This is a genomic window from Streptomyces sp. GSL17-111 (assembly GCF_037911585.1).
Taxonomy (GTDB): Bacteria; Actinomycetota; Actinomycetes; order Streptomycetales; family Streptomycetaceae; genus Streptomyces.
In genome coordinates, this window is record NZ_JBAJNS010000001.1 from 4,892,305 (window position 1) to 4,910,765 (window position 18,461).

At 72.6% G+C, this 18,461-nt stretch carries 18 protein-coding genes and 1 riboswitch; of the genes, 9 read left to right on the plus strand and 9 right to left on the minus strand.

The features are described 5' to 3' along the window. The first annotated feature begins 79 nt into the window (after positions 1 to 79). The 3 genes from V6D49_RS21805 (at position 80) to V6D49_RS21815 (ending at position 4,229) form a co-directional block, all read left to right on the plus strand. On the plus strand, positions 80 to 2,299 hold the full coding sequence (locus tag V6D49_RS21805; RefSeq protein WP_340562154.1) for an NADP-dependent isocitrate dehydrogenase: 2,220 nt from the start codon (positions 80 to 82) through the stop codon (positions 2,297 to 2,299). A gap of 174 nt (positions 2,300 to 2,473) precedes the next feature. Beyond that, positions 2,474 to 3,823, plus strand: coding sequence for a class II 3-deoxy-7-phosphoheptulonate synthase (locus V6D49_RS21810; RefSeq protein WP_340562156.1), 1,350 nt, complete (start codon positions 2,474 to 2,476; stop codon positions 3,821 to 3,823). Between the two features lie 160 nt (positions 3,824 to 3,983). Beyond that, the gene (locus tag V6D49_RS21815) at positions 3,984 to 4,229 is read left to right on the plus strand and encodes a (2Fe-2S)-binding protein (protein WP_340562157.1); all 246 of its coding nucleotides are present in this window, start codon (positions 3,984 to 3,986) and stop codon (positions 4,227 to 4,229) included. 21 nt (positions 4,230 to 4,250) lie between these two features. On the opposite strand, the gene bfr is transcribed toward V6D49_RS21815, so the two are convergent. Beyond that, a complete protein-coding gene (gene bfr / locus V6D49_RS21820) occupies positions 4,251 to 4,730 on the minus strand; it encodes a bacterioferritin (protein ID WP_340562159.1) in 480 nt (159 codons plus the stop codon). A 164-nt stretch (positions 4,731 to 4,894) separates the two neighbouring features. Between bfr and V6D49_RS21825 the strand changes: the two genes are divergently transcribed. From V6D49_RS21825 to V6D49_RS21845, 5 genes are all read left to right on the plus strand, one after another. Continuing rightward, positions 4,895 to 5,518 carry a sulfite oxidase-like oxidoreductase gene (locus tag V6D49_RS21825; protein WP_340562161.1) on the plus strand — a complete coding sequence of 208 codons (624 nt, stop codon included), beginning with the start codon at positions 4,895 to 4,897 and terminating at the stop codon, positions 5,516 to 5,518. A gap of 619 nt (positions 5,519 to 6,137) precedes the next feature. After that, a complete protein-coding gene (locus V6D49_RS21830; protein ID WP_340562163.1) occupies positions 6,138 to 6,479 on the plus strand; it encodes a MerR family transcriptional regulator in 342 nt (113 codons plus the stop codon). A 369-nt stretch (positions 6,480 to 6,848) separates the two neighbouring features. Beyond that, positions 6,849 to 7,052: a cold-shock protein gene (locus V6D49_RS21835; RefSeq protein WP_340562164.1), complete on the plus strand. Its 204-nt coding sequence runs from the start codon at positions 6,849 to 6,851 to the stop codon at positions 7,050 to 7,052. Positions 7,053 to 7,398: 346 nt separating this feature from the next. Beyond that, entirely contained in the window at positions 7,399 to 8,880 is a 1,482-nt protein-coding gene (locus V6D49_RS21840) for a DEAD/DEAH box helicase (protein WP_340562166.1), read from the plus strand. Between the two features lie 71 nt (positions 8,881 to 8,951). Next, the gene (locus V6D49_RS21845; protein ID WP_340562167.1) at positions 8,952 to 9,275 is read left to right on the plus strand and encodes an SCO5918 family protein; all 324 of its coding nucleotides are present in this window, start codon (positions 8,952 to 8,954) and stop codon (positions 9,273 to 9,275) included. Positions 9,276 to 9,375: 100 nt separating this feature from the next. Here V6D49_RS21845 and V6D49_RS21850 read toward each other — a convergent pair whose 3' ends face one another. From V6D49_RS21850 to thiO, 8 genes are all read right to left on the minus strand, one after another. Beyond that, complete coding sequence (locus V6D49_RS21850; RefSeq protein ID WP_340562169.1) at positions 9,376 to 10,299, minus strand: deoxyribonuclease IV; 924 nt, start codon at positions 10,297 to 10,299, stop codon at positions 9,376 to 9,378. Positions 10,300 to 10,342: 43 nt separating this feature from the next. Further along, complete coding sequence (locus tag V6D49_RS21855) at positions 10,343 to 11,230, minus strand: transglycosylase SLT domain-containing protein (RefSeq protein ID WP_340562170.1); 888 nt, start codon at positions 11,228 to 11,230, stop codon at positions 10,343 to 10,345. Between the two features lie 302 nt (positions 11,231 to 11,532). Next, positions 11,533 to 11,988, minus strand: coding sequence for a hypothetical protein (locus tag V6D49_RS21860; protein WP_340562171.1), 456 nt, complete (start codon positions 11,986 to 11,988; stop codon positions 11,533 to 11,535). A gap of 136 nt (positions 11,989 to 12,124) precedes the next feature. Continuing rightward, a complete protein-coding gene (pknB, locus tag V6D49_RS21865; protein WP_340562173.1) occupies positions 12,125 to 14,080 on the minus strand; it encodes a Stk1 family PASTA domain-containing Ser/Thr kinase in 1,956 nt (651 codons plus the stop codon). Positions 14,081 to 14,232: 152 nt separating this feature from the next. Next, the gene (locus tag V6D49_RS21870) at positions 14,233 to 15,342 is read right to left on the minus strand and encodes a DUF4190 domain-containing protein (protein WP_340562175.1); all 1,110 of its coding nucleotides are present in this window, start codon (positions 15,340 to 15,342) and stop codon (positions 14,233 to 14,235) included. 50 nt (positions 15,343 to 15,392) lie between these two features. Next, on the minus strand, positions 15,393 to 16,220 hold the full coding sequence (locus V6D49_RS21875; protein ID WP_340562177.1) for a thiazole synthase: 828 nt from the start codon (positions 16,218 to 16,220) through the stop codon (positions 15,393 to 15,395). 3 nt (positions 16,221 to 16,223) lie between these two features. Beyond that, positions 16,224 to 16,424, minus strand: a complete 201-nt coding sequence (gene thiS / locus V6D49_RS21880; RefSeq protein ID WP_445330656.1) for a sulfur carrier protein ThiS — start codon at positions 16,422 to 16,424, stop codon at positions 16,224 to 16,226. A 5-nt stretch (positions 16,425 to 16,429) separates the two neighbouring features. Then, positions 16,430 to 17,611, minus strand: a complete 1,182-nt coding sequence (gene thiO / locus V6D49_RS21885) for a glycine oxidase ThiO (RefSeq protein WP_340562179.1) — start codon at positions 17,609 to 17,611, stop codon at positions 16,430 to 16,432. Further along, positions 17,607 to 17,718: riboswitch (TPP riboswitch) on the minus strand. It overlaps the preceding gene by 5 nt. Before the next feature lie 124 nt (positions 17,719 to 17,842). On the opposite strand from thiO, the gene V6D49_RS21890 reads away from it, so the two are divergent. Further along, a complete protein-coding gene (locus V6D49_RS21890; RefSeq protein ID WP_445330577.1) occupies positions 17,843 to 18,439 on the plus strand; it encodes an LOG family protein in 597 nt (198 codons plus the stop codon). The last annotated feature ends 22 nt before the right edge of the window (positions 18,440 to 18,461 follow it).

Sequence of the window (18,461 nt, forward strand, 5' to 3'; positions counted from 1 at the left end):
TGGAGCCCGGTCGAGGCGGGGGCGGGGCACGAGATATCTTGATGTCGAGCAATGTTGCAATCGTGGAGCGGAGCACCCGGTGACAGACTCGACCATCATCTACACGCACACCGATGAGGCGCCGGCCCTGGCGACGTATTCGTTCCTGCCGGTGGTCAGGGCGTACGCCGCGACGGCCGGGGTCCGCGTGGAGACGCGCGACATCTCACTCGCCGGCCGGATCCTCGCGAGCTTCCCCGAGCGGCTGGACGCCTCCCAGCGCGTCGAGGACTCCCTGGCCGCCCTCGGCGAGCTGGCCAAGACCCCGCAGGCCAACATCATCAAGCTGCCGAACATCTCGGCGTCCATCCCGCAGCTGAAGGCCACGATCGCGGAGCTGCAGGAGCAGGGCTACGACCTGCCCGACTACCCGGACGACCCCAAGACCGACGAGGAGCGCGACGTCCGCGCCCGCTACGACAAGGTCAAGGGCAGCGCGGTGAACCCCGTGCTGCGGGAGGGCAACTCCGACCGCCGCGCCCCGGCCTCGGTGAAGAACTACGCCAAGGCGCACCCGCACCGCATGGGCGCGTGGAGCCCCGACTCCAAGACCAACGTCGCCCACATGACCGGTGACGACTTCCGGTCCACCGAGAAGTCGGCCGTCATCGTGAAGGACGGCGCGCTGCGCATCGAGCTGGTGGGCGACGACGGCTCCACGACGGTGCTGCGCGAGTCGGTACCCGTGCAGGCGGGCGAGATCGTCGACTCCGCCGTCATGCGCGTCGCCGTGCTGCGCGAGTTCCTGAAGGAGCAGGTGGCGCGCGCCAAGGCCGAGGGCGTGCTGTTCTCCGTGCACCTGAAGGCCACGATGATGAAGGTCTCCGACCCGATCATCTTCGGCCACGTCGTGCGCGCCTTCTTCCCGAAGACCTTCGCCCGCTACGGCGAGGTGCTGGCCTCGGCGGGCCTGACGCCCAACGACGGCCTCGGGGGCATCTGGAAGGGCCTGGAGAACCTGCCCGAGGGCGAGGCGATCAAGGCGTCCTTCGACGCCGAGCTGGCCGAGGGGCCGGAGCTGGCGATGGTCGACTCCGACCGGGGCATCACCAACCTGCACGTGCCCTCCGACGTCATCGTGGACGCGTCCATGCCCGCGATGATCCGCACCTCCGGGCACATGTGGGGCCCGGACGGCGAGGAGGCCGACACGCTCGCGGTCATCCCCGACAGCAGCTACGCCGGCATCTACCAGGTGGTCGTCGACGACTGCCGGGCCAACGGCGCCTACGACCCGTCGACGATGGGCTCGGTGCCCAACGTCGGCCTCATGGCGCAGAAGGCCGAGGAGTACGGCAGCCACGACAAGACCTTCGAGATCCCGGCCACCGGCACCGTCCGCGTCACCGACCAGGACGGCGCCCTGGTGCTGGAGCACACCGTCAGCGAGGGCGACATCTGGCGCATGTGCCAGACGAAGGACGTCCCCGTCCGCGACTGGGTGAAGCTGGCCGTGACCCGCGCGCGGGCCACCGGCGACCCGGCCGTGTTCTGGCTGGACGAGGGCCGCGCGCACGACGCGAACCTCATCGCCAAGGTCAGGGAGTACCTGCCGGAGCACGACACCGAGGGCCTGCGCATCGAGATCATGGCGCCGGTCGACGCGATCGCGTTCTCGCTGGAGCGCATCCGCCGGGGGGAGAACACGATCTCCGTCACCGGCAACGTCCTGCGCGACTACCTGACCGACCTCTTCCCGATCCTGGAGCTGGGCACCAGCGCGAAGATGCTGTCCGTCGTCCCGCTGATCAACGGCGGCGGCCTCTTCGAGACGGGTGCGGGCGGCTCGGCCCCCAAGCACGTGCAGCAGCTGGTGAAGGAGAACTACCTGCGCTGGGACAGCCTCGGCGAGTTCCTGGCGCTGGCCGTCTCCTTCGAGCACCTCGCGCAGAGCACCGACAACGCCCGCGCCCAGGTCCTCGCCGACACGCTGGACCGTGCGACGGCCACGTTCCTCAGCGAGAACAAGTCGCCCAGCCGCAGGGTCGGCGGAATCGACAACCGTGGCAGCCACTTCTACCTGGCCCTGTACTGGGCCCAGGAGCTGGCGCGCCAGAGTGACGACACGCAGCTCGCCGAGGCCTTCGGCGACCTCGCCCGGACGCTGGCCGAGCAGGAGTCGACCATCGTCGACGAGCTGGTGGCCGTGCAGGGCTCCCCGGCCGACATCGGCGGCTACTACCAGCCCGACGAGGCGAAGACCGCCGCCGTGATGCGGCCGTCGAAGACCCTCAACCAGGCGCTGGCCTCCCTCGACTGAGGCCCGAGGGCTCCACGGCGCCACTCCGGCGGGTTCCGTCCCGCCGGGGTGGCGCCGTTCCCGTCCCCGGCCTCCCGTGACCGGCGTCACGCGGCCGGGTGGCCGGATGAGAACGCCGTCTCATCTGGCGGTCGGGGGCCGGAAGGTCCGCCGTGACGCCGTAACCTGGGTGCCGTGACCGTGAACGCTGAGAGCAGCACCTCGACCGCCACCTGGCGGAATCTTCCCGCGGCGCAGCAGCCCGACTACCCGGACTCGACGGCTCTGCGCGATGTGATCGCCGAGCTCGAGTCCTATCCGCCGCTGGTCTTCGCCGGTGAGTGCGACCAGCTCAAGGACCGCCTGGCTGCCGTCGCCCGGGGCGAGGCGTTCCTCCTGCAGGGCGGTGACTGCGCGGAGGCGTTCGACGGGGTGTCGGCGGAGCACATCCGCAACAAGCTGAAGACGCTCCTGCAGATGGGTGCCGTTCTCACCTACGCCGGGTCCGTCCCCGTGGTGAAGGTCGGCCGCATCGCCGGCCAGTACAGCAAGCCGCGTTCCAAGCCCACCGAGACGCGCGACGGTGTGACGCTGCCGACCTACCGGGGCGACTCGGTGAACGGCTTCGAGTTCACCCCGGAGGCCCGCCGCCCCGACCCGGCGCGGCTGAAGCGCATGTACCAGGCGTCCGCCTCGACGCTGAACCTGGTGCGCGCCTTCACCACCGGCGGCTACGCGGATCTGCGGCAGGTGCACGCCTGGAACCAGGACTTCGTCAAGAACTCGCCCTCCGGTCAGCGCTACGAGGCGCTCGCCCGGGAGATCGATCGGGCGCTCAACTTCATGAACGCCTGCGGGGTGGACCCGGAGGAGTTCAAGACGGTCGAGTTCTTCGCCTCCCACGAGGCGCTGCTGCTCGACTACGAGGCCGCCCTCACCCGGGTGGACTCGCGCAGCGGCAAGCTGTACGACGTGTCCGGGCACATGGTGTGGATCGGTGAGCGCACCCGCCAGCTCGACCACGCCCACGTGGAGTTCTGTGCGCAGATCCGCAACCCGCTCGGCGTCAAGCTCGGCCCGACGACGACGCCGGAGGAGGCGCTCGCGCTGATCGACCGCCTGGACCCGGACCGTGAGCCCGGCCGGCTGACGTTCATCGCGCGCATGGGCGCCGACAAGGTGCGCGACCGCCTCCCCACGCTGGTGGAGAAGGTCACCGCCTCCGGCGCCCAGGTGGCGTGGGTGTGCGACCCCATGCACGGCAACACCTTCGAGGCCGCCTCCGGCCACAAGACCCGGCGCTTCGACGACGTGCTGGACGAGGTCAAGGGCTTCTTCGAGGTGCACAAGGGGCTGGGCACGCACCCGGGCGGCATCCACGTGGAGCTGACCGGTGACGACGTCACCGAGTGCGTGGGCGGCGGGGACGAGATCTTCGTCGACGACCTGCACCAGCGCTACGAGACGGCCTGCGACCCCCGGCTGAACCGCAGCCAGTCGCTCGACCTCGCCTTCCTGGTCGCGGAGATGTATCGCCACCAGTGAGGGGCCGCCACGGCGGCGCTCACCGCATGCGTCTGGGGCGCGGGTCACAGCGATCCGCGCCCCAGTGGGCTTTTCGGGTTCTGGGCAACAGGGTAAGGTTAGGTTAACCTAATTGATCACGGGCCCTCCTGGGCCCGTCCGTGCCCCGGGAGGTGACCGCGTGTACGTCTGCTCGTGCTTCGGGATCACCGAGCAGCAGGTACGTCAGCACGCGGACGCCGGGGCCTGCACGCCGCGGCAGATCGCCTCCGCCTGCAAGGCGGGCACGGACTGCGGGTCCTGTGTCCGCCGCATCCAGGGCATCCTGGGCCGGGGGTCCTGCCCCCGCCGTGAGCGCGTCGAGCAGGGGCTGCCCGCGCTCAGCGCCGAGGCGCAGCCGGCCGACGCGGTCGCCGAAGCGGCCTGACGGGCCGGACGCCCGCCGCCGTCACGTGCTCGGCTGCTCGATCAACTGCGCGATGTAGAGCGCCTCGCCGAGCTTCTCGATCAGCTCCAGCTGCGTGTCCAGGTAGTCGATGTGGTGTTCCTCGTCGGCGAGGATCTCCTCGAAGATGTTGGCCGAGGTGATGTCGCCCTTGGCCCGCATCACCTCGATGCCCCGGCGCAGCCGGTCGATGGCCTCGACCTCGATCTGCCGGTCGGCCTGGAACATCTCCGTGACGGTCTGGCCGACGCGCACGTGGAACAGCCGCTGGTAGTTCGGCAGCCCCTCCAGGAACAGGATGCGGTCGGTGAGCCGCTCGGCGTGCTTCATCTCGTCGAAGGACTCCGCGCGCGTGTACGTGGCGAGCTTCGTCCAGCCGAAGTTCTCCTGCATCTTGGCGTGCAGGAAGTACTGGTTGATCGCGGTCAGCTCGGCGGTCAGCTGTTCGTTGAGGAACTCGATGACCTCGGGGTCGCCCTGCATGGCACGGGCTCCTTCCCATCACGAAGATCGGCGTATGGTGCGCCGAATCCTCGCACCCGCGCACGGGTGCGTCCAGTAAGTGAAGGCTTACCGAAATGCCCTGATTCCAGGGGCTGGACGGGGCCTCGTCCTGGCCGTGTGCCCGGGTCTGTCACCATGGAACCATGGGTCAGCCGGAGAGCCGCGCAGCGGAGAACGCAGAGCTCCCGCCGGGTCAGCGGCTCCAGCGCGGCTGGCCGGTGACGCACTACGGGCCCGTCCCCAAGTTCAAGCCCGAGCGGTGGGACTTCCGCGTCTTCGGTGCCACGGTGGACGGCGACAAGCACGCCTGGACGCACGAGGAGTTCTCCGCGCTGCCCTACGACACCGTCACGGCCGACCTGCACTGCGTGACGAAGTTCAGCATGCGCGGCGTCGAGTGGGGCGGCGTGCGGGCGCGCACCCTCCTCTCCCTGGCGCCCCCGGCCGAGGGGGTCACGCACGTCATGGTCTGGGCCGAGTACGGCTACAGCGCCAACCTGCGGCTGGAGGACTTCACGGCCGAGCACGCCGTGTTCGCCACCCACCGGGCCGGAGAACTCCTGACCGCCGAACACGGCTTCCCCATCCGTCTCGTCGTGCCCCACCTCTACGCCTGGAAGGGCCCGAAGTGGGTGCGCGGCGTGGAGTACATGACGGCCGACCGTCGCGGCTTCTGGGAGGAGCGCGGCTACCACAACCTCGGCGACCCCTGGCGCGAGCAGCGCTACTCCTACCAGGAGGAGCCGGGCGAGGGCCCCGAGCTCTAGACGGTCGCGTGGCGCCGAAGCGCCCGGCCGGTCCGGTGTGACCCCGCACTCCTTCGATCCTCTCCTCGCGTCGGTTCCGACGGTGGTCTCGCGCGCTCGCCCGAGGGGCGACCGAGCACTCCACGGGCGAGACGGAGAGAAAAACTGTCGCGGCGAGAGTAGACATCCGGGTTCGGTCGGGCTTAGTGTTCTTTCTGTAGCCAAGAGATCAAAGACGGCGCGGCAGGGATGCACTGCCGCGCAGCCGTACCAGAGGTTGTGGCACGGCGGTGGAGTGCTGGAGCCGGGCGAGTGTGAGGGCTCTGTCGCTGGCCGCCGGGCCTGCGGCTCGGGAGAGCCGCGTGTTCCGCAGTGCAGGAGTGAGGAAAGAGAGAAGGAGGTAGACGCCATCAGGATCGCCCGGGGCGGCCGCGGTCGGCCCGGGAACCGCAGGCCCCGGAACGGAAGGTGGTCACACGGTCACGAATCCGCGATCCCCGCGCACGTCCCCTGACTCAGGGGAGTGCGCACTGAGGAACCCGGCCCCGCGATAGGCCGGGAGATGGTGTTCACGTCCCTCGGGGCCCTGGTGCCGTACGGCACCAGGGCCCCTCGATGTGTTGTCCGACCAGAGGTGCCCATGACCGCAGAAGACTCCTTCGACCGTCTCGACGACGACGACTACCCCGCCTACACGATGGGCCGGGCCGCCGACATGCTCGGCACCACGCCCGGCTTCCTGCGGGCGATCGGCGAAGCTCGCCTGATCACCCCGCTGCGCTCGGAGGGCGGGCACCGCCGCTACTCCCGCTACCAGCTGAAGATCGCCGCCCGCGCCCGGGAACTGGTCGACCAGGGCACGCCCATCGAGGCCGCCTGCCGGATCGTCATCCTTGAGGACCAGTTGGAGGAGGCCCGGCGCATGAACGAGGAACTGCGGCGTTCGGAGGCCGGGCCCCGGCGCGACGCCGACACCGCCTGACGCCGCACCCCTCGGGTCGGGCCCGCAGCCCCCGACGCCGGCACCGGCACGGGTGGCCCCTTCGGCAGAACGCTCCGGTCCGGGCCTGGCAAAAACTGCGACGGCGGAATGAGAAACCCGGCCGGGCCGCGAGAGCGCTACCTCGTACGGCGGACCGGGGAGAATGTTCACCGCGCCGGGGCCGGTCGCCCCGTGCTACTGTCGATATCAGTTGCAGTTGTGGTTCCCCAGACTTCGAGTGCCGCTCCCGGACGCCAAAACCGGGAGCAGCACTTATGTATTTCCGGTTTTCCGGACGGGCTAATCATCGCGGCGACGCGGGGTCCGCACGGTGCGGAGCCCCGGGCACTGCCCCGAAGGAGAATTGTTATGGCATCTGGTACCGTGAAGTGGTTCAACTCGGAAAAGGGCTTCGGCTTCATCGAGCAGGACGGTGGCGGCGCTGACGTGTTCGCCCACTACTCGAACATCGCCGCCCAGGGCTTCCGTGAGCTGCTCGAGGGTCAGAAGGTGACCTTCGACATCGCGCAGGGCCAGAAGGGCCCGACGGCGGAGAACATCTCCGTCGCCTGACGCGACACGCACTGCAGAAGAGCCGGGGCCCGCACCTGAAGGGTGCGGGCCCCGGCTCGTTCCGCGAAACCGGCGCGGTCGGCCGCTTTTCCCGATCATCCCGCAGGCCGGGATGATCCGACCGCCCCGGCCATCCGACATCAGGCCCAGCTCCGGACCGCACTCCGCAGGAAACCGTTGAACCCGGCGAACTCGCCGGCCCTTCGAACCGTATCCATGCGGAATGCTGATTCTTTCTCCGGTCGGGCCATCTGAGTTTGCACTCGGCCCGTTCTCGTGATCCTCCGCGCTGCTCTTTTTCGCTGCGGGAATTCCTTGATACGTGCCGCATCAAGGAAGGTTCCGTATGAACCGCACACGTTCCAATGACCGCTTCTCCCAGCGCACCGGCGGCTCCGGCCGCGTCGGCCGCCCCCGCCCCTCCGGCGCCGGCCGTTCCGGCGGGCCCGTCCGCTCCGGTGGTCCCGTCCGCCGGCCCGTGCCCGTCCAGGGGGAGTTCGCCCTTCCCCGCACGACCACGCCCCCGCTGCCCGCCGTCGAGTCGTTCGCCGATCTCGACATGCCGGCGCCGCTGCTCGCCGCGCTGAGCGCCGAGGGCGTGAGCGTGCCCTTCCCGATCCAGGGCGCCACCCTCCCGAACACCCTCGCGGGGCGTGACGTGCTCGGGCGGGGCCGGACCGGCTCCGGCAAGACGCTGGCCTTCGGCCTGGCCCTGCTGGCCCGGACCGCCGGACAGCGGGCCGAGCCGCGTCGGCCGCTCGGTCTCGTCCTCGTCCCCACCCGGGAGCTCGCCCAGCAGGTCACCGACGCCCTCACGCCCTACGCCCGGGCGGTCCGGGTCCGGCTGGCCACGGTCGTCGGCGGCATGTCGATCGGCCGGCAGGCGAGCGCCCTGCGGTCGGGCGCCGAGGTCGTCGTCGCCACCCCGGGACGGCTGAAGGACCTGCTGGACCGGGGCGACTGCGGCCTCGACCAGGTGGCCATCACCGTGCTCGACGAGGCCGACCAGATGGCCGACATGGGTTTCATGCCCCAGGTCACGGCCCTGCTCAACCAGGTGCGTGACGAGGGACAGCGGATGCTGTTCTCCGCGACGCTCGACCGCAACGTCGACCTGCTGGTCCGCCGCTACCTGACGGACCCCGTCGTCCACTCCGTCGACCCCTCGGCGGGCGCGGTCACCACGATGGAGCACCACGTGCTGCACGTCCACGACACGGACAAGCGCAGCGCGACGACCGAGATCGCCGCCCGCGACGGCCGGGTCATCATGTTCCTGGACACCAAGCACGCGGTGGACCGGCTCACCCGGGACCTGCTCGGCAGCGGGGTGCGCGCCGCCGCCCTGCACGGCGGGAAGTCCCAGCCCCAGCGCACCCGGACGCTCGCGCAGTTCAAGACCGGGCACGTCACGGTGCTCGTGGCGACCAACGTGGCCGCGCGCGGCATCCACGTCGACAACCTGGACCTCGTCGTCAACGTCGACCCGCCCACGGACCCCAAGGACTACCTGCACCGTGGCGGGCGTACCGCGCGGGCCGGCGAGTCCGGCAGCGTGGTCACCCTCGTCACCCCCAGCCAGCGCCGGGCGATGGCCCGGCTGATGACGGCGGCGGGCATCGTCCCGCAGACCACGCAGGTGCGCTCGGGAGAGGTCGAACTCCAGCGGATCACGGGCGCTCAGGCACCCTCCGGCATCCCGGTCACCATCGCCGCGCCCGCCCGCGCCGAGTCCGGCGGAGCGTCGCGCGGCCGTCGGGGCGGCCGTCCCGGGCAGGCCACGCGCCGCAGCGCCCGTCGCCGTCCGCCCTACGACACCGCTGCCTGAGCGGCCGTCCGCACTCGCCGCACCCCCACCGCACGTCCGGCCGTCCGTACCCCATCCCCCGTGAGGTCCTCATGCGCTGCATCATCGCCCGCTTCCCGTTCAACCTGACCAAGAGCGCCGTGCTGGAGACGATGAAGGGCGTCAAGCCCGAGCCGGTGACCGGAGAGTCCGTCATCATCGGCCGCCGCCACTACCCCCTCAAGCAGGTGGGCCAGGTCGTCACCGGCCAGGACCGCAGGGACTTCAGCGCGGGCGAGGTCCGCCGGGCCATGACGCTTCTCGGTTTCACCTGCCGCTCCGCCCCCGAGGAGGCCGCCGAGGCCTCGTCGCAGCCCGGCCTCAGCCCGTTCCAGCACGCCTCGGCGATGCTGGGCGGCCCCGAGTCCGCCGGCTGAGCCACGGCGCGGCACCCCTCGTCACGCGACGGTGGGCCCGGACGGTGCGGACCGTCCGGGCCCACCGTTCGTGCGTACGGGCCGCGCTCAGGGGCCGCGCTCAGGGGGTCCGGCGCGCCCGCAGGGCCTTGAGCCGGGCCACGTCCGCCCGGTGCCCGGCCGTCCCGCCGGGCGTCTCGATGACCAGCGGCACGCCGTCGGTGGCCGGATGCCCGAACAGCTCCCCGAACGCCTCCGCGCCGATGTGCCCGGCGCCGATGTTCTCGTGCCGGTCCTTGTGCGCGCCCACGACGTCCTGGGAGTCGTTCGCGTGGATCAGACGCAGCCGGCCGGGACCGGCGACGTCCACGAGCTCGTCCAGCAGCGCCTTCGTTCCGCCCGGCGCCGCGAGGTCGTGTCCGGCCGCGAAGGCGTGGCAGGTGTCCAGGCACACCCCCACCCGGGGATGCCGGTCCAGGGCGTCCAGGTACGGCCCCAGGTCCTCGGCCAGCGAGCACAGGGAGGCACCCTGCCCGGCCGTGGGCTCCAGCAGCAGCCACGGGTCGTCGTCGTGGGTCAGCTCCGCCAGCAGCGGGCGGACCAGCTCACGCACCTGCTCCAGCGCGACGGACCGCTCCCGCCCGCCCGTCGCCGACCCGGTGTGCACGACGACGCCGAGCGCCCCGATGTCGCGGCCGCGCCGCAGGGAGTGGCGCAGCGAGGCGACGGAACGCTCGGCCGTGGCCGGGGTGTGGGAACCGAAGTTGATCAGGTACGGCGCGTGCACGTACGCCGGGAGGCCCTCGGCCGCGCAGTGCTCCCGGAACCGCTCGTCCTCCCGCGGGTTCCCCGTGGGCGTGGCCCAGCCCCGGGGGTTGGCGACGAAGACCTGCACGGCCTCGGCCCCGAGCTCCCGGGCGTAGGGGAGCCCGACGGCGGCCAGTCCGCCGGCCACGGGGACGTGGGCGCCGACGGGATTGCGGACGCGGCGCCCGGAGGGTCCGGGCGCCGCGTCGTGGTGTCGCTGCTGGGGGGAATCGTTCACCCGCTCAGGGTGCCATCCCCGTGTTCACCCGCTCCGGGGTGGCTCAGTACGCGCTCCACACGTTGTCGATGGAGCCGTAGCGGTCGGCGGCGTAGTTGCAGGCCGCGACGATGTTGGCGACCGGGTCCCACTGGCTGCGCTCGGTGCCCTCGACGTGGTAGGCGTCGAAGGTCGGCTTGATCACCTGGAGCAGACCGATGGAGGGCACGCCGTTGCGGGCGTTGATGTCCCAGTCGTTGATCGCGTTCGGGTCGCCGCTGGACTCCCGCATGATGTTCCACTTGATGCGGTCGTAGCTGCCGGGGATGTCGTGCTCGTCCATGATGTCCATGGCCTCGCTGATCCACCCGTCGAGGTTGTTCGGGTACTGCTTCGGCTGCTCGGCGGCGGCCGGCTTCTCGGCGCGCTTGCTGCGGTCGGCGGCGGCCTGCGCCTCGCGCTCCTTCTTCGCCTTGGCCTCGGCGGCGGCCTGCCGCTCGGCCTTCTCCGCCTTCTCGGCCTCGGCGGCCGCCTTCGCCGCCGCCTCGGCGGCGCGGGTGTCGGCGGCCTCCTGCTGCTCCTGCAGGCTCTTGAGCTGGCCGCCCGCGCCCTCGCCGAGGACGACGGAGGCCGGAGCCTCGGCCACGGTGGTGTTCTCCTGCGCGGAGCTGGTCGTCGGCACCAGCGTCAGGGCGACGGCCGCGGCGGCGGCGCCGGATATGACGGCCGCGGAGTGCCGCTGGTCGCGCGTCAGGCTCCGGGCGAACGCCGGGACGTCGCGGAGGTGGGCGGGCACCTCGCGCAGGTGGGCGGGCGTCTCGCGCAGCTGACCGGGAACGGCCTTGATGTTTGCCTTGAGCTCCTGGAGGTAACCGGGAAGCTCATTGCGGAGGTGCTCCGGGATCATGCGGAGCTCGGTCGAAATCCTGGATTCCGGCTTGATGCTGGGCATGCGGGGTCGAACCTCTTCCAGATCGCTGATGTCGCAGGCCTGAGCGGCGCGGAGCCGTTCACGTCTACGGCGCCATGCGACGTGAATGATTGTTAGCGACTGGAAAACCCGCTGGCAAAGGTGTGACCTACGATCCGGCGTCGTAGGCCATGGGGGCTGGTTTGTCCGTTTCCGCCCTGCCTAATGGGCGACATGTCCACTAATCCCGGTCGTACGTGACGTGCGCCCTATGCGGCGGATCACAGCGCCGGGGAGCGTGGGAGACCGCCCGAAGTTGCTTTCGCACGCACTGTGAACGGATCTCAGGAGCGCCCGGCGGCGCGCAGCGCGGCGGCCCGCAGCCGGGCGAGCAGCGGCAGGATGTCGTCGTTCGGCGCCGCCCCGACCGCCTGGACGTAGGCGATGACGCTGTGCGCCATCGCGTCCGACGCCCGCTCGTCGCTGCTGGCGGCCCAGGCCGCCAGCGTGGCGGACAGCACCGCCGACACGCGGACCGTCACGTCGGCCTCCTTGCGCGCCCGCGCCGCCGCCAGCTCGGGCGGGGGCAGGTCGTCGCCGACGCCGTGCACGGTGTCCATGAGCGCGCCGATGACCTGCTGCGCGAACGCGGCCAGCACGACGGGCATCGGCCGCTCGTCCTCGTCGCGGTGGACGAGTGCCCGCTGGGCGTCCCGGTCGCCCCGGAAGGCGGCCTCCACATAGGCGATCGCCGCCAGCACCTCGTCGGGCGGCAGCCGGTCCCCGTCGTCGCCGGTCATCGGCCCTCCTGCCGTCGCGTCTCCCCGGAGGGCCGCACGGTAGCGCGGGCCTCTCGTGATCGTTTCCCGCACCGCTGGGGCGGCAGTCGTGCCCGGCCCGCCGCGACGCCCGGCCGTCCCGCGCGGTCGAGCCGCCTCAGCGGACCCAGATCGTGATGCTGGACCCCTTCGGGGCCTTCTCGCCGCCGTCCACGGACTGGTTGAAGACCGTGCCCAGGAAGAAGAGGTTCCGCACGGTGACCTTGAAGCCCGCCTCCTCCAGCGCCGCCACGGCCGCGTCCTGGTCCTGCCCGACGACGTCCGGCACGGTCACCGACTCCGGCCCCTTGGAGACGGTCAGCGTCACGGTGTCGCCCTCCGCCGCCGTGGCCCCCGCACGCGGCGACTGACGGGCGACGGTCCCGGGCTCCTGCGCCGAGTGCGCCCGCTCGGCGGAGAACTCCACCTCGAAGCCGGCCCGCTCCAGCGTCTTGCGGGCGTCCTCCCGGTCGGCCCCGGCGACGTCCGGCACCTCGACGCGCTCGCCCTTGGAGACGACCAGTTCGATCGCGGTGCCCGGCCGACGCTCGGTACCCGCCGGTGGCTCGGTGCGGATGACGGCGCCCCGGTCCACGGAGGAGCTGAACTCGCGCGTGACCGTCGTCGGCTCCAGCTCGGCGTCCGTCAGCCGCCGACGGGCGTCCGCCAGCGGTACGCCCTCCAGCTCGGGAACGGCGACCACGTCCGGCCCCTGCGAGACCCTGATCGTCACCGTGGCGTTGCCCCGCACGCGCGTGCCGGGACCGGGGTCGCTGCTGACGATCAGCCCCTCGTCGACGCTCGCGCTGTGCACCTCTTCCACCCGCGTCCGCAGCCCCGCCTCGTCGAGCCGGCGCTCCGCCTCCGCGAGGGGCAGCCGTAGCACGCTGGGCGTCCGCGTGAACTGCCCGGAGTTGATGTACCAGACGCCCGCCCCCACCCCGACGACGAGCAGCAGCACCAGGCCCACGAGCAGCCCGGGGGAGCGGCGCCCGCCTCCGCGCGGGGCCGTCGCGCGGCGATGCGGCCCCGCAGGGGGCTCCTCCTCCTCCTCCAGACGCGGCAGCAGCGGGGCCGAGGGCAGGACGCTCGTGTGCTCGGCGGCGTCGGCCCGCGCACCGCCCCGTCGTCCGCCCCGTCGTCCGACCCGGGGCAGCACCGTCGTGGCCCGGTCGCCCCCGCCGTCGTCGGCACGGGCCTGCGGCGGGACGAGGTCCAGGTCGGCCACGGTCAGCCCGGCCCGGACGGCCCGCAGCTCGGCCAGCATCACGGCGGCGTCCGCCGGGCGCGCCGAGGCGTCGCGTGCCGTGCCGCGCGCCACCAGGGCGTCGAGCGGGCGCGCCAGCCCCGGCACGGCGTCGGACGGCGGCGGCACGTCCTCCCGCAGATGCTGGTAGAGCACCTGCGCCGGGGTGGTCCCCGTGTGCGGCTTGCGTCCGGTCAGCATCTCGTAGAGCATCACGCCGCACGCGTAGACGTCGGCACTGGTGTCCGTGATCCCGTGCTCGATGTGCTCGGGGGAGAGGTAGGAGACCGTGCCCATCACCGACGTCGTCGACAGGGCCGTCTGCGCGTCCACGGCCCGCACGAGGCCGAAGTCCGCGACCTTCACCCGGCCGTCGTCGCCGATCAGCACGTTCTCCGGCTTCACGTCCCGGTGCACGAGCCCGGCCCGGTGGGCGGCGCCCAGCGCGGCCAGTATCGGCTCCAGGATGTCCAGCGCGGCCCGCGGCTGGAGCGCCCCGCGCCGCACGAGGACGTCCCGCAGAGTGCATCCGGCGACGTACTCCATCGCCAGGTACACGTACGAGCCGTCCATGCCCTGGTCGAAGACGCCCACGACGTTGGGGTGGTCGAGGCGGGCGACGGCCCTGGCCTCGCGGATGAACCGCTCGACGAAACTGCCGTCGTGCGCCAGGGACGGGTGCATCACCTTCAGGGCGAGGACCCGGTCCAGCCGGGTGTCCACCGCCCGGTAGACCGTCGCCATGCCGCCGGCCGCGATCCGCGCCTCGACGCGGTACCGCCCGTCCAGCACGTGCCCGATCATCGGGTCCTGAAGGGTCGCATCCACACGGGGATTCTACGAGCCGCCACGGACGCCGTGTGCGGACCGCCAGGCCCCGCGCCGCACTGCAGCGGAACGGTGACGAACCCGCACCCTCCCCGTGCCGTCGGCTCCCGGCCCCCTCCCCACCGGCCCGCCGCGCCCGCCGGGGCGGGACGTCAGACGTCGGCGGCGGGCGCCTCGTCGGCAGGCTCCGTCGTGTACTCGTCGTCCGACGGGAAGGCGATCGACGGGTCCGACTCCAGGTCGAGTGCCCGGCGCAGCGAGACTTCGGTCTCCAGGTCCAGAGCGGCGAACGCGGCGTCGTAGGCGTCCTCGTAGGCGGCGGCGTCCGCGGCACCCGACGCGTCCTCCCAGAGCGCCGCCGCCGCGCGTATCTCCTCGACGAGCCCGGCCGCCGGTTTCCGCGCCGCGTCCTCCCAGTCGTGCCCGTGCAACACGTCCGCCTCGTAGGTGAGCGTCCCGGAGAGGTCCTCCGCCCACTGCCGCTGCGCGTCGAGGTCCTCGAAGGCCGGCTGCTCCCCGTAGGCCGCGTCGACGTGGCCGATGCGCGTCAGGAAGAAGACCTGCTCCTCGTCGAGCATGCTCGCGTCGACCCGCAGCGAGCCCTCCAGCGCCCGCTCCTCGTGGGCGTACGAGCAGATGACCCCCCGGTCGCCGTTCGCCCACGTGAGGGACGTCGGCTGCAGGTGGTAGGGGAAGACGTCGAACGGCACGGTCCAGCTGTCGAGGATGTAGTCGTCGACGCGCTGCTCGCAGTGCTCACCGACCCACTCGGCGACCGCGTCGTCACCCGGCCAGGGGCCCTCGTCCATGCTCAGGACGGCGTAGGCCTCGGCCTGGTGCGGCTCGTCGCACGGAACGAGCCCTGCGGAGCCGTGCTCGGTCTCCTCCTCCGAGGAGAGGGTGCCCAGGTTGAAGCAGTCACCCGGCTCGATGGTGGCCGGGTCGATGCGGGTGGGGGCGGTGGTCCCGGCCGCGCGGCCGTCCTCGTCCGGCTCCTCCCCGGCGATCACGGCCAGCACCACGGACACGGCGATGATCACCAACGACACGGCCGAGACGACCACGCCGGCCACGGCCATGCCCTTGCCGCTCTCGTGGCGCCGACGGAGCTGGACGAGGGCGATGACGCCCAGGACCAGGCCCACCGGCGGCAGGCAGGTGAGCGCGCACACCAGGGACGCGACCGCCAGGCCGTTCGTCGGGCGGGGCGGCGCGTACGGGCTCCCGCCGTACGCCGGACCGAACGGGGGGTGGTGACTCATGCAGCAGGCGTCCTTCGGCGATCATCGAACGGGGGTCGCCGGATCGTACGTCAGTGCGTGAACGCGGGCCGCTCCGGGTCCAGGTCGGCGACGCCGTCCGCCGGGGACGACGCCTGGGCGAAGTGCCGGCGCGGGATGCGTCCCGCGCGGCGGGCCAGGCGTCCCGCCTCCACCGCGTGCCGCATGGCGGCGGCCATGAGCACCGGCTCCTGCGCCCGCGTGACGGCCGAGGCGAGCATCACCGCCGCGCAGCCCAGCTCCATCGCGAGCGCGACGTCGGACGCCGTCCCGGCCCCGGCGTCCAGGACGACGGGGACGCCCGCGCGTTCGGTGATGAGCTGGAAGTTGTGCGGGTTGCGGATGCCGAGGCCCGAGCCGATGGGTGAGCCCAGCGGCATGATCGCCGCGCACCCCACGTCCTCGAGCCTGCGGGCGAGCACGGGGTCGTCGTTGGTGTAGGGGAGCACGGTGAACCCGTCGTCGACGAGGGTCTCGGCCGCGTCCAGCGTCTCCACCGGGTCGGGCAGCAGGGTGCGTTCGTCCGCGATGACCTCCAGCTTCACCAGCTCCGTGCCCAGGGCCTCGCGGGCCAGCCGGGCCGTCAGGACGGCCTCGCCCGCCGTGAAGCAGCCGGCGGTGTTGGGCAGGACGCGGATGCCGAGGCGGTCGAGCACGGAGAGCACCGAGCCGTGCACCGAGGCGTCCACGCGGCGCATCGCCACGGTGGTCAGCTCGGTGCCGGAGGCGATGAGGGCACGCTCCATGGTCTCCAGGCTCGGCGCGCCGCCGGTGCCCATGATGAGCCGGGAGGAGAGGGTGAGGTCGCCGATCCTCAGCGGGTCGTCGGCCGCGCGCACCGTCGGGGTGTCCGTCGTCATGGGTCAGCCTCCTTGGACTGCGGTCAGGACCTCCACCCGGTCGCCCTCGGCGAGCGCGGTGGTGGCCCAGCGGCCCCGCGGCACGACCGTCTCGTTGACGGCGGCGGCGACGCCGGAGGGGGCGGTGGTCAGCGTCGCGACGAGGGCGTCGAGGGTGGTCCCGGCCGCCTCCGAGCGCTCCTCGCCGTTGACGCGGATCGTCATCCGGCTCATACGGGCAGCTCCTGTCGGGGCGGGACGGCGGACGCGGCGTCGCCGGAGCGGAAGCGCAGCGGGCTGAAGGGGCGGGCGACGTCCGGCAGCACGCCCGTGGCCAGCGACGCGGCCAGGGCGTCACCGGTGACGGGCGTCAGCAGGACGCCGTTGCGGTAGTGGCCGGTGGCCAGCTGGAGGCCCGGCAGCGCGCTCGGACCCAGCACCGGCGCGTTGTCCGGGGAGCACGGGCGCAGCCCGGCACGCGTCTCCACGAGTGGCAGCTCCGTCAGACCGGGGACCAGCTCATGGGCGTCGCGCAGCAGCTCGTAGACGCCGCCGGCCGTGACGGTCGTGTCCCAGCCCAGCTCCTCGCTCGTGGCCCCGATGACCAGCTCGCCGTCCGCGCGCGGCACCAGGTACACCTGCCCGCCCCGCACCACGGCCCGCACGGTGCGGGAGAGGAAGGGCGGCCCCGGCGCCTCGGGCATGCGCAGCCGCAGCACCTGGCCCTTGACGGGCCGCACCGGCGGCAGGACGCCGTCGGGCACCCCGGCGAGGCGGCCGCTCTCGCTGCCCCCGGCCAGCACGACGGTGTCGCCGCCCAGCTCGGTGCCGTCGTCGAGGGCCACGCCCACCGCGCGACCCCCGGCGTCCCCGGCGAGCAGCAGCCGCTCGGCCCGCGCCCGCCGGAAGGTGACGCCCGCCCGCCCACCGGCGGTCAGCAGGGCGTCGGCCAGCCGCCGGGGGTCCACCTGGTGGTCGCCGTCGACGCGCAGGCCGCCGCGCACGCCCGGCGCGAGCATCGGCTCCAGCCGCCGGCACTCCCGCCCGGTGAGCCAGCGCGCGTCCAGCCCGCAGCGCTGCTGGAGGGCGTGCAGGTCCCGCAGGTGGGCCCGGTCGTCGGCGTCGAGCGCGACGGCGAGGGTGCCGCAGGCGCGGTAGCCGACGTCCTGCCCGGTCGCCTCGGTCAGTTCGGCGGCGAAGTCCGCGTAGCCCTCGGCCGAGGCCAGGTTGAGGGCCAGCAACCGCTCTTCGCCGAAGTGCAGTTCGGTCACCGCCGCCAGCATGCCGGCGGCCACCCGGGCCGCGCCGCCGCCCGGCGCCGGGTCCACGACCGTGACCCGCATCCCGCGCTGCGCCGCCCGCCAGGCCGTCACCAGGCCGATCACGCCGCCGCCCACCATCACCACGTGCATGGGTTCCAGCTCCTCCCTTCGCCGGCATGACCCGGATCAGGTTCGTACGGTCGGAGGCCGTCCGCCTCCCTCTCAGCCCGGTGCGCCGGGCTCCCGCGTGTGCGTTGCGCGGACCACCCTACTGCGGTGCCCGGTCGCCCCGCAGCGGGCGCCGTGCCCCGGAGCCGGACGTGAGCCGGAGGCGAGCCGAGGCCCAGGGACGTACGAGCCGTCCCTGTGAGCGTCGCCGCCATGAAGATCTGCGTGTTCCTCTCCGCCGCCGACCTCGACGAGCGGTACACGGCTCCGGCGCGGGAGTTCGCCGAGCTGCTCGGGCAGGGCGGTCACACGCTGGTGTGGGGCGGTTCCGACGTCGGGCTGATGAAGGTCGTCGCCGACGGCGTGGAGCGGGCGGGCGGCACGCTGTGCGGGGTCTCCGTCGAGTTCCTCGCCCATGTCGCCCGGCCCGGGGTGGCGGACATGGTGATCGCCGAGGACCTCGGCGCGCGCAAGGCCCTGCTGCTGGAGCAGGCCGACGCGATCGTCGTGCTCGTCGGCGGCACGGGCACGCTGGACGAGATGACCGACCTGCTGGAGCTGCGGAGGCACGGACTGACCCGCAAGCCGCTGGTGGTGCTGAACACGGCCGGCTACTACGACGGCCTCAGGGCCCAGCTGGAGAGGATGGAGGCCGAGGGCTTCCTGTCCGTCCCGCTCGCGGAGCTGGTCCTCTTCGCGGAGACCGGCCGGCAGGCGCTCGACCACGTGGCGGAGCGGCTGCGGGCCGAGGAGCGGATGCGCGGCCTCCGGCGCGGGAGTGGCGGTGGTGGCCGCCCGGCGCGGGTGTGACGGGTCACGCGGAAGGCCGGTG